9 protein-coding genes are annotated in these 11,748 nt (G+C 32.0%); 6 read left to right on the top strand and 3 right to left on the bottom strand.

Features of this window, described 5'->3' with window-relative positions:
* Positions 1-1,623, bottom strand: a 1,623-nt coding sequence (locus tag G6R28_RS05810; protein WP_420798100.1) for a mucin-binding protein, incomplete at its 3' end; no start/stop codon positions are given.
* Between the two features lie 363 nt (positions 1,624-1,986).
* Here G6R28_RS05810 and G6R28_RS05815 point away from each other — a divergent pair.
* The 5 genes from G6R28_RS05815 (at position 1,987) to G6R28_RS05835 (ending at position 7,605) form a co-directional block, all read left to right on the top strand.
* Positions 1,987-3,819: a hypothetical protein gene (locus tag G6R28_RS05815; RefSeq protein WP_213793302.1), complete on the top strand. Its 1,833-nt coding sequence runs from the start codon at positions 1,987-1,989 to the stop codon at positions 3,817-3,819.
* The gene (locus G6R28_RS05820) at positions 3,816-4,391 is read left to right on the top strand and encodes a hypothetical protein (protein ID WP_213793303.1); all 576 of its coding nucleotides are present in this window, start codon (positions 3,816-3,818) and stop codon (positions 4,389-4,391) included. The genes G6R28_RS05815 and G6R28_RS05820 overlap by 4 nt, the downstream gene beginning before the upstream one ends.
* 11 nt (positions 4,392-4,402) lie before the next feature.
* Complete coding sequence (locus G6R28_RS05825; RefSeq protein ID WP_213793304.1) at positions 4,403-5,050, top strand: hypothetical protein; 648 nt, start codon at positions 4,403-4,405, stop codon at positions 5,048-5,050.
* Positions 5,051-5,234: 184 nt separating this feature from the next.
* Positions 5,235-6,719 carry a phytoene desaturase family protein gene (locus tag G6R28_RS05830; RefSeq protein WP_213793305.1) on the top strand — a complete coding sequence of 495 codons (1,485 nt, stop codon included), beginning with the start codon at positions 5,235-5,237 and terminating at the stop codon, positions 6,717-6,719.
* Between the two features lies 1 nt (position 6,720).
* Complete coding sequence (locus G6R28_RS05835) at positions 6,721-7,605, top strand: phytoene/squalene synthase family protein (RefSeq protein WP_213793306.1); 885 nt, start codon at positions 6,721-6,723, stop codon at positions 7,603-7,605.
* A gap of 497 nt (positions 7,606-8,102) precedes the next feature.
* Here G6R28_RS05835 and G6R28_RS05840 read toward each other — a convergent pair whose 3' ends face one another.
* Both G6R28_RS05840 and G6R28_RS05845 read right to left on the bottom strand, forming a co-directional pair.
* Positions 8,103-8,438: a replication and copy control-associated protein gene (locus G6R28_RS05840; RefSeq protein WP_213793307.1), complete on the bottom strand. Its 336-nt coding sequence runs from the start codon at positions 8,436-8,438 to the stop codon at positions 8,103-8,105.
* Entirely contained in the window at positions 8,435-9,256 is an 822-nt protein-coding gene (locus G6R28_RS05845; protein WP_213793308.1) for a ParA family protein, read from the bottom strand. The genes G6R28_RS05840 and G6R28_RS05845 overlap by 4 nt, the downstream gene beginning before the upstream one ends.
* A 1,076-nt stretch (positions 9,257-10,332) precedes the next feature.
* On the opposite strand from G6R28_RS05845, the gene G6R28_RS05850 reads away from it, so the two are divergent.
* A partial coding sequence (locus tag G6R28_RS05850) for a mucin-binding protein (RefSeq protein ID WP_213793309.1) occupies positions 10,333-11,748 on the top strand: 1,416 nt, incomplete at its 3' end.

The following is an 11,748-nucleotide window of genomic DNA, read 5'->3' on the forward strand; positions in this document are numbered from 1 at the left end:
TGCATCCTTGGTGTACTTAACCGTGAAAGTCAAATCTTTGGAATTACTATTCACTGTTTGAGCAGCAATTTCAGCTTGGTCAGGTGTATAACCATCAATAACTGGGCTTTTGACTGCTTCAAAGTTTTGATCGGCTGACCAATCACCGTAGGTTACTTCACCAGTAACAGCATCAGTATATTCAGTCCGAGTGAATGTCAGCGACTTGGTATAAGTGTCTGCCGCTTCTGTGCCATCTGCGTACTGGTAGTGAATTGTTTCATTAACTGTCTTGGTCTCCGTTGACTCAGCTGGCGCGTTCTTTACAATTAATTGAACCCTCTTGGATTGACCATCTTCAGTTGACAAAATAACCTCATAGGTTCCTGCCTCGTTTAAATTAGCTTGACTCAAGTCAACATTAACTGGAATATTTTTTCCTTCAAAATTTGTAGCCGTTGCTTGAAAGTCAGAAACAGTTGGTTGAGGATCTCCTACTGTCATTTTGTAATCAGATCCATTGATACTACTATGATCGACCGGCTTTTCACCAAATATATAAGGAATAATATAAAAGGAACCATTGTCCGCTTCATTGTTCACAATCATATAGTATTTATATGGGATATTCACGGATTGGTAGCCTGATATATGGGGAATTTGATTGTTACTAGGATTTTCTATTTGCTCTTTTAAATTATAAAATTTAATAGTTGAGTTATTAATTTTTTCATACGAGGTCGTACCACTCTGGTATGGGAAAATATAACCTAAGTTGCTCTCCAATGGGACGAAGGAGTCCATAGCTGATATGTTCGTAATTGTTTTACCGTTTGGTAATTTTACTATTTTATTAATATCTAAAGTGAAGTCACTTGTTCCAGAATTGATGTAAACAGGATCAGTAACCGCATATTGTGAATCTATAGAAGGATTTTCATGTATGATTCTAATATTTTGATGTGGAACTTCATTGTTAATTACTTCTGTAATTCCCTCTACTGGATATTTACTTGTATCTAAACCAGTGAAATCAGAGATACTATTATTAGAAACGTCTAAATAATGAATATTTCCTTTGTTTTGAATGTTAACTAATGGTTGTATATTTTTAATGCGATTTCCATATAGAAAAATATATTTTAGGCTAGTTAAATTTTTTATTGGTGAAATATCAACTATATCACCAATAGCAACTTTATTGCCATAGTTTAAATTATTTGCTAGTTGTAAATTAGATATATTACTAGCATATTGAATACCTTCAATTGAGTAGCTAGCATATCCTCGATCTTGGCTAAGTAAATCGAAATTGTGAACATTCCATTGTTCATCTTTATATGAATTACTTATCCATTTCAGCTCAGACATTTTTTCTTTAGTGATGTCATTAACGTCATTAACATCTATGTTTTGGGATTTCATATTGTCTAGAATCAGTGATTGAAAATTCTTATTAGGCATCCAGTCATCGACACTATCTGCCATAGCTTTACCTGAGGTAGATGAAAATAAAATTCCAATAGTAACCATTAACAAAATCGTTATTTTTTTAAAATTTATAGACTGCAAAAAATATGCCCCTTTTCTGACTAAGAAGATTCTATGATCACCTCGAACGATAAAATTTAAAATAAAGCCCATAATTTTATCATCTTACGAACGTGGAGAAATCGAAGGTTTTCCTATTTTAACTTTAACTAATGCACGCTATGTTAAATAGCGGTATTAATCAATGATTTCAACAACGATAATATCACTTTTTTTACGATCTTGCTCATTGGGCATGATGATCCAAGGAACCAAGTAAACAATACGTCCTTTGGGCAGTTTTTAATAGCATTGAAGCAAATAAAAAATAATTAATAGATCATAAAATAGCTTTTTTCATTATAAAGAGTTCACCCTTTATTGATAAATATAGTAATAAAGAGTGAAATCGGTTATAATAGATTTTATATGAAAACTTTTTATTTCAATAGAGTGAAAGTGTCAAGGATTGGTTACATGAAAAAAATATTTTTCATCGCCTTATTTTGTTCATTTTTCATCGCCTTATTTTGTTCATTTTTTATATCTGCTTTTGCAGTAACAGGAAAAGCAGAAACCAATACCGTTAGTGTATCGACAAAACAGGAATTAAAGGATGCTTTATCACAAAATATTTTAAATATTGAATTGAAAAATGATATTCACCACGATGATAACGAAAGTATCTTCATCTATTCAGATGTTAATATTATTGGAAATAATCATGCTATTTTAAATGATGGATCTAATCAAGGAAATTGGCCGGGTTTTACGTTAACCAAAAATGATTTAAATGTTAGTTATAACAACGTCACCTTTGGGGATAGTAAACATATTCAGTCTTGGTATGGCATTTTACAAGGAACTGATTATAGGGCCAATCTAAAAATAAATAATGTCACTTATGTTGGAACTGGCGCTGCTCAACCTTTTGTTCTTAATAATAATACGAAATTAACTTTTACTGGACAGAATAATTTTACAGTAACTCCAGGATCTGGATGGGGGCAGGAATTTTTACAAGGCGCAACAAACATTGTTTTTGATAAAAACAGTGTAACTAATATTTACCATGAATCCGATACCAGTACTGCTGGTTTTTTATGGCCAGGAGATACAGCAAATATTAGTGTGAAAAAAAATGCTCAAGTAAACATAACAACCAGTAAGAAGATATTTTGCTGGGGGGAAAACTTCAATTTAACTCTTGATGATGATTCGGTTTTTAGACTTAATAACATAAGAAACGGTGCCACAATGGGCACAGAAGCTGGCAATATAACACTAAATTCAGGATCTTATTTTGAAGCTGTCGGGAATGGTGCTTTTGGAGAAGCAGCTTCAGATAATATAAAGTTCAATACTATAAATCCAAAAGGTCTATTGATTGAAAATAAAAAATCAAAAGGTATATTTAACCATGACGTTACCTTAAATAATCAATCTACATTCCCGTATTTCTTTGATTATTACAACCCTTCAAAACTAACAAAACCGACATCTTCCGGAAATAATATCTTAAACAACAGTGTTTTTGGGTCTAATAGCACTAAATTGTTTTACCATGCAAAAACAAAAGCCAGTGGAGATGTTACATCAACTGTTAAAAGTAATCCTTTAATTAGCCAAATAAACTTAAATAATCTTAATATAGAAGGCCCTTACTACTATAAGGGTATAGAATACAAGATATACCAAAAGTCTTTAGTTTCGGATATTGATTCTGATAATAGCCAAAATATAATCACTAATGATTCAACAGCCGACTTTACAGGAGTAACTAATGACGATCATGTAGATGTAAATAATGTTCCTGCAGGAAATTACGTTGTTTACATGAGGGCAAAAGGACAAGCTCTTTCGTCTAGCTCTGAAGATACAACAAGTCAATGGATCGCAAAGGATATTAATGTTAAAAAAAGTATGCTAGATATAACGGTTCCTATTAAAACTGATTTCACCATTCTGGATAATAGCTTGTTCACATCTGATAATCAATATAAAATTGTTAATAATTCTAACTTTACTTTTAATTACTATATAAATTCAGCAGTGAAAGAAAGTGGATCTGCTAATCTTGTTGATAAAATTGATTCTGACACACTGAACAAGTCAATATATTTGGCCCTTAAAATCAAAGATACAGACAATGACATACTACCTTTTGTATATTCAGGCGAACCAATGAAAATATCAGTACCTGGTTTTACCGGTGAAAGTATTTTTAATGTAATTGGCCAGTACAAAGGCCCGATTAACTATTCAAAGTATGAAAATCTTAGCTACAAAATTAATTTATTTTTTGAATGAGAGGGCAAAGTATATTGAAATATAAAAATCAAAACGATATAACTAGTGATTCTGTTGAAAAGAAGAAAAAAAGAAAAGTAATAGTGTGGTTAATCTTACTTTTATTATTATTATTTTCATGTGGGGCTGGATACTTTTTTAACCAAGTTTATAGTCCTACTATCACAAAAAAAATAGTTTCAGGCGACTTTCTTCCAGATTACAAAGATGCGAAAAAATTAACTGATGAAGAGCTTGCTAAGTATGCACAAAAAAAAGCTGATGCTAGTAAGTTTCAAATGATTATAAATTCAGACATTAGTGTCAATAAAAATTCACAATTCAGTGATATTAATATTAAAAATCCAACTAGTAACTCTTATCCTATTGCTGTTACTATTACGTTGGATAATGGTGAAGTTGTTTATAGGTCTGGAAGAATGGATGTCGGTTATGAGGTTAAAAATCCGAAGCTTGATAAAAATTTGAAAGTAGGGCATTATAAAGGTGTTGCTATTTTCAAAGTCTATGACGAAAAGACCTCAAAAGAAAAAGGAAAGGTATCAACTGCTATTACCATAGTAGTAAAATAAGGAGAATAGAGATGAAGAAAACATTAATTAGCCTAGCTGTAGCAAGTGCTCTATTAGTTTCATCGGTTGGAGTTTTGAATAAAGTAAACGCTGATGACAACAATACTGGAGCAGCAGCAAACGTAAATACTAAAACTTACAATGATGGAACAAATAACGCAGACGTCCAGGTTAATGGTACTTTAGGCGGAGATAATACTAATACCGACTCAAACATTCCAGAAGGATCTGATAAGTGGATTAATATCACTTTGGATACAGCTACCATTTTTTATAACACTTCAAATGATAGCAAAATTTTGTCGCCAACCTATAATATTACCAATAACTCTGGTCGCCCAGTAAATGTTAGTGTTAATAGCTTTAAACAAAATGATTCAACTGATATTAGTAAAGTTGCTGAATTGAACCTATCGGTTAAGCGATCGGATGGCACAACAGCATCTAACAAGTTAATTGAAAATGGCAAACTATCAAACAATAAGACTAATTTGTTGACATTAGCTAATGTCAATGGAAATTTAACTAACAACGATACAGCTGTTTCAGGAAATAACAAGGCTACATTTACTTATAATGGTTCCTTATCAAATAAGCTAACATCCACAATTAACCCTTCATTTACTATGAATCCTCTCTTCACGCCAGTATCATGGTAGTTATTATTTCTAAAATTTCATTGGCAATTGAAGCTTCTGTATCTAGTAAAGAATAAATTATACAAAGTAAGTCATTAGAATAATTGATTTTACAACAAAGAATAAGTGTACAATAAAGTAGAGTGACAACATTAAATAATTTATAATCAGTAAAATTAACCATTACAAGGAAAGGATACAATATATGACGAATATATCAATAATTGGAGCAGGTGTTGGTGGCCTCACTACCGCAATTTACTTACAAAAGGAAGGATATCAAGTTACCATCTATGAAAAGAATAATAGGCCTGGCGGGAAAATGGATACTATAGAAGATTCAGGGTTTAAATTTGATACTGGTCCCACAATAGTTATGATGCCAGACACATATAAAAAGCCATTTTTAGATAGTGGAGTTAATTATAAAGACTATTTTACCCTAGAACGTGTTGATCCTATTATGGATGTTATAACTAATAATAAAAAAATTTCTTTATCTTCTGATCTAGTTAATCTCGCAAAAGAGTTTGAAAACTATGATGAGTCGGAAATGCTCGGATTTTTAAAATACGTAACAGACATTTACAATAAGTACATCAATGCCAAAAATAATTTTATTTATAAAAGTTTTCGCGGCCCCCGGGACTTTTATAATATAAAAACACTTTGGAATGCTTATAAATTAAAGACATTCACATCTTCATTCACTGCTATTCAGAAAAATATCCAAAATACAGATTTACAATATTTGTTATCATTTCAGACTCTTTACATTGGTATTTCTCCGTTTAGTGGGCCCTCAATATATAACATTATTCCTATGATTGAATTAATTTATGGGGTTTGGTTCATAAAAGGAGGCATGTTTACATATGCAAAAGCTCTCGAAAAGCGCTTAATAGAATTAGGAGGAAAAATAGCGTACAACGCTACAGTAGAGAAAATAGTTGTAGAAAAAAATCAACATGTTCGTGGTTTGCTTGTCAACAATACCTTAATAAAATCGGATGCAGTAGTTGTAAATGCTGATTTTCCTTATGCAATGACAAACCTTTTAGACATAGATGATGATAAAAAAGGAAAGTACGGTAAAAAAAATATTAAAAATATGGACTATTCTATGTCTTGCTTTTTACTATATCTAGGGGTCAATAAAAAATTTAATCAGCTTAAACTGCACACTATAAAAATGTCTGATGATTTCGAAAAAAATGTACAACAAATTGATCATGGAATTTTGCCTGATGATCCATCTTTTTATGTCTACAATCCTAGCTCAATTGATGATAGTTTTGCACCTAGTGAAAAATCGTCTTTGTATATTTTAGTACCAGTCGCTAACTTAAAAGAAAATACTGATTGGAGCAAAATTAATACTGATAGATTTACAAAAGAAATAATTCATAAAGTTGAGAAGGAACTTAATTTAAAAGATTTGGAAAAAAATATTAGTTTAAAAAAAGTTTACACACCAGTGACATTTCAAAATCGATATAATAGTTTTTTTGGTTCAACATTTGGATTAAAGCCAACATTAAAACAAAGTAATTATTTCCGTCCTCACAATAAACATTCTAAAATAGATAATCTTTATTTTGCAGGAGCCAGCGTTCATCCAGGTGCTGGAGTCCCAATTGTTATTACTAGCGGGGAGCTGGCAGCAAAAGAACTGATAAAGGATTTTTGAAATGAGCAACAGTCAAACAATTCCATCCAACGTCTTGAAAAGTTTTTATAATAGTAAAAAGACAATTAAAAAAAATTCTTCATCATTTTATTTTGCTTTTTCAAAATTAGACAAAGAAAAATCCTACAGCATATTTGTTATTTATGACTACTTACGTAAGCTCGATGATGCCGCTGATAACAATAAACAAGAAATATTTAATAAATTGGTTGCATCATGGGAGATAGCTTCAAAAAAAAAGAGAGTCATTATTAATGAAGAGTCAAATATTGCTGATAAAGTAGCCTATGTTTTTAATTTTTTTTCTATAGAAAAAAAATTAATGAGGGATATGATTAACGGTCAATTACATGATATCAATCATAGTGAAATAGAAACATTAACAGAATTAGAAGATTACTGTTACCAAGTGGCTGGGACTGTTGGCTGCATTATTTTTAATATACTATCACCATGCAAAAGTTATAATCGAAAAGCTGTGATAAATGTAGGAATAGCATTGCAATTAACTAATATTTTAAGAGATGTTTATGAAGATGCTAATGCTGATCGATTTTTCATCCCAAGTGAACTATTATTGAAGTATCGTATTCAAAAAAATGAATTACTAAATAATCATACAAACAAAAAAACACGGGCCTTGTTAAAATATTTAGCGCAGGTTGCCCTATCTAAATACCAAGATGCTGATTTAATTGTTAATCAAATCTCAGATAAAAAAAATAAAAATGCTTTGAGCTTATCGATTATCATTTACAAAGAAATATTGCTAAAAATGATAAATAATAATTTTATTGATATATCGACCAGAGTGCACGTCAATAATACAAAAAAATTAGTGCTGTGGATTCAAAATAAACAAGGAACTTTTTTATCCAAATTTTAAAATAAAAAAAGGTTTGTTGGCTATGCGTTTTGGTCTATATGACTAAACACTAAAAAGCGTTCTTTACGAAAATAGCTCTCCAAAAAAATAGATCATATAGCGTTCACTATTGTTTTAGTATGATACCTTTGGAACTTAAAATAAGATTAATCGCGAAGTATCACAATTGAAAAATTCGAGTGAACAAGAAACAATGGTTTTTCTAAGAAAAAAAGCGGCCGCCTTACTTAATTAGTAAGGCGGCCGCTTTTTTTGATCTTTTAAGGAAAATAAAAGTACGGTATTCCTTTCTTTGAAACAGTTTTGATTTAAGATTTGTTAAACTATACCAATTCTTGACCGAAGATAGCTTATCTTAAGTATCCCCTCTAACAGCCTTTCTGGCTCTTTGTGAAATAACCCTTATAGTCTTTTAACCAACCTCTATATTCTCTTAAGAAACTTACTTTTTGCCAAATTTCATAATCTAGTCCAATTGTTGTGCTGTTATCTTTTAGCTACTTATGGTTTATAATTTTTTTAATTTGCTTTAATTCTGACTCTTCATCGACATTAAATTGTGCTTCGTAATAATCGATTAATGAAGTGACAACGTCATTTGCATTTTTCATATCCAGCAGGATAGCTAAACTACGAATTTCATTAGCAGATGTTTCAGATACACGAATGGTTGTTTGTTTTTCTTTAAGAGGCTTACTTTTTCGTTTGTTAGTATTCTCGCTAACAGAAAATAAAGAGTCTCTCTGAAATGTAGTTTCAGGACTAATATTATCTGATCGTTGAATCAGCTTTCTATGTTGTGCATTAATATTATTTTTATCTAGTAAACTCATTTATTCATTCTCGTTAATAATTCATCGGTTATTTTGCTGTAAAGTTCATGTAATCTTAAATCGTGCATGTCTCTTTTATGCGATTCATCAGGATTTGTGATGCCAATTAGATCATATCGTTTAACACGCTCCATATTACGCACTACATTTTTAAATAGATTTTCTGATCCAAATTTTTCTTTTGATTGTTCCAAAATAGTTTGGTCTACAGGTGAGGTGTTTTTTAGTAATACTGGAAGAATACCGACAATATCAAAATTCACTTCCGAAGAATAAGTATCATATAACTCTTGGGTATATTGAATAAATGCTTCTGCGCCGACAAGGGACCGCTCTTGTGTCTGTAAGACAATAACAATATAATCAGACGCAACCATTGAGCTATCGGTATATATACTTAATGTTGGCGGTACATCAAATATAATAAAGTCATATTGTTTCTCTATAGTAGTTATTAATTTTTTTAAGAAGAAAATTCTATCTTTTTGACTATCGGGAAATTTTTTTTCAATAAATAAAGGATATGAGGTAAAGTCTGCAAATCCGGGCAGTAAAGAAAGGTTCTTTACAATTGGTGTAATTATTTGTGAGAGATTTTCTTCTGATATAGCCGTCATTAATGTTTTAGGAAAAGAAATAGTTTCTTTTTTCTCATTTTGGGCAGTTTTTAAAAGCAAGGAAGTTGCATTAGCTTGGGGATCTAAATCGATTAGTAAAGTTTTATAGCCTTTGCGTGCTAAATGGTAAGAAATTAGAGCGCTATTAGTCGTTTTTCCAGTTCCACCCTTAAAATTGCCAAACGTTATTTTAGTAGACATATAATTCTCCTCAACTTAATTCATCTGTTTAGAGTATATCAAAATTCAGTCTTTGTGTATACACGTATACATATATACATATATACGTGTATATGTGTATATATGTATATGTGTATACATGTATATGTGTATATGAACATTATATAAGTTTAAATATCACTATCTTATCAAACTAAATAAGTAATAAATCGATAACGTGATAAACACATATACATGTATACACATATACATGTATATGTGTATATATGTATATGTGTATACATGTATACGTGTAAAAATAAACTTTGACAATTCCATGTTGTATAAGTAATATTAGGGTGTTGAGTGTCAGCCTATAATTAATACATTCACCACCGAAATTAAATAAATTTAACAAAAAAGGCCATAACCAACCTTGCCGGGTTGGTTATGGCCAGCACAGTAACTGCCACAACAGTTGCCATGCCTTTATTTCTATAAGTCTATTTTACCGACAGAGAAATAAATAATCAACCTTTAAAAAATAGGGAGATCGCATAGCAACCAGCTAGGCGGTCTCCTTTTTAGTTACTGTGACGGCTTTTGATTTCCTTTGGGCCGTTATCCTATAAGGCTTAAACGGGACAGGCGTGTACCCGTAAGGAGGGAGGCAGTTGTTCCGTCCAAACCACGTCCAAAGGTTGAAGTAGCGTGCAACTGGGCAATGAATAATTGGACATGGGTTAGCTCGCCCAGCAAGTGATTGGCAAAGTAGTGGTTCCTAGATTAGCACCTAGGAGGCTCTGAGAGGCGTTTTAAGCTCAGAGCGGAAGTCTGGCAACACATTACCCGTATTCAACGGGAGAGTGGGCAGAATGCTCTTTAAACGATGTTGGCGACTTGACCAAAGCGATGGCTCTTAGCTATACCTTGGAAAAGCCCTTAAGTATTCTCTTTTTTGAGATTTACCTAAGGGCTCTCTCTGCTCAAAACAACTTGCTGCCCTTGGCGGGGGTTGGGGTGACAGTTAACTAATTTTTTTATATTGATTGATGTTATAATAAGCTACTGTATTTCTTGTATAAATACAGTTTAGAAACTATTTATTAGGAGAAATTATGTGTAAAAAAGCTCAAAAATTTAAATTATATCAAATGATACTAGTATTTGGTTTATTCTTGTTCTTACTATTTGGTCTTAGTAGTAAGATATCTGCTAGTCAATTATCTGGAACCAAACAAATATCCTCAATATTTCCAGACACAAATATGGCTAAAGCTGTCGCTAGTGACCTGGGATTGAGTGTTGATTCAGAAGTTTCACAGGAAGACTTGAATAAAATTGTTTATTTTAGCCATCCTGATTCGGATATTAGTTCGATTGAAGGATTTGAATATCTTAATTATGTAAATGATATCAGAATTTACGGAAACAATATTTCTGACTTATCTCCTTTTTCTGACTGGGAACATAAAGGTGTTTGGAATGGTGCTGGCGAAGATCTTACATTATTTCATTTATGGTTAGGAGGGAATCCAATTTCAGATTTAACACCTTTGACAAGTTTGAAAAATATGTCGATATTCCAATTAATTTTAAGTGATTTACCTTTAAAAAACGATCAGATTGAGAATTTAATTACATTAAACTCTCAATGGTACATCAAGAGTTACACATTTGGAAGTAACGAGATTGATGATTTCAGTCGCCTTGGTGGAACATGGATTGGAAGATTAAGTGGATATAACTCAATTGGTAATTGGGGCCACAAAATCGATTTAGGAACAAAAACTCTCACAAAAGGTGAATCATTGTCATTGACTAATACATCTAAATATTTCGATGGATCAACTATTCCAGTAAAAGATGTTAGCGATGGTGGCATCGTCTCGAGTGATCAAAAAACAGTTACTTGGAATTATGAAAATTTACAGGCGGACAAGCCAGCATCAGTAAATTTCACGGTTTATAATATTCCTGATGGTAGAGACGGAACAAGTGTAACTTATACTATGCATTTGAAATATACTGGTGGAACAATAACTGCAAAATTTGTTGACGAAGATAATAATACTATTTCTTCCGATGAAACACGAAATGGCCTTGTGGGCGACCAATTTACGTTAGAAAAGAAGATTGTCTCAGGCTATACATTCAAAGAAGTTAAAGATGGTGCCGCTACATCTGGCACATTTTCAAGTGATCCCCAAAACATTACTTTTATTTACAAAAAAAATGCAACTACTGTGACAACGGAATCAAAAACAGTTAATCAAACAATTCACTATCAATATGCAGATGGCACAGAAGCGGCAGACACTTATACCAAGTCGCTGACATTCACTCGGACTAAATATACTGATGCTGTTACAGGTGAAGTTACCTATGGTGATTGGTCAAGCGATCAAAACTTTGAAGCAGTCAAAAGCCCAGTTATTGATGGTTATACGCCTGACCAAGCTGAAATTGCCGCTCAAACAGTGAATAGTAATTCCAAAGATTTGACTTTCACGGTTAAGTACACCAAGGATGCA

The organism is Fructobacillus papyrifericola (assembly GCF_018437235.1).
Classification (GTDB): Bacteria; Bacillota; Bacilli; order Lactobacillales; family Lactobacillaceae; genus Fructobacillus; species Fructobacillus papyrifericola.

Excerpts from the sequence above, each read along its gene's own strand:
- G6R28_RS05815 (WP_213793302.1), top strand. The coding sequence starts at position 1,987 with ATGAAAAAAATATTTTTCATCGCCTTATTTTGTTCATTTTTCATCGCC.
- G6R28_RS05820 (WP_213793303.1), top strand. The coding sequence starts at position 3,816 with ATGAGAGGGCAAAGTATATTGAAATATAAAAATCAAAACGATATAACT.
- G6R28_RS05825 (WP_213793304.1), top strand. The coding sequence starts at position 4,403 with ATGAAGAAAACATTAATTAGCCTAGCTGTAGCAAGTGCTCTATTAGTT.
- G6R28_RS05830 (WP_213793305.1), top strand. The coding sequence starts at position 5,235 with ATGACGAATATATCAATAATTGGAGCAGGTGTTGGTGGCCTCACTACC.
- G6R28_RS05835 (WP_213793306.1), top strand. The coding sequence starts at position 6,721 with ATGAGCAACAGTCAAACAATTCCATCCAACGTCTTGAAAAGTTTTTAT.
- G6R28_RS05840 (WP_213793307.1), bottom strand. The coding sequence starts at position 8,438 with ATGAGTTTACTAGATAAAAATAATATTAATGCACAACATAGAAAGCTG.
- G6R28_RS05845 (WP_213793308.1), bottom strand. The coding sequence starts at position 9,256 with ATGTCTACTAAAATAACGTTTGGCAATTTTAAGGGTGGAACTGGAAAA.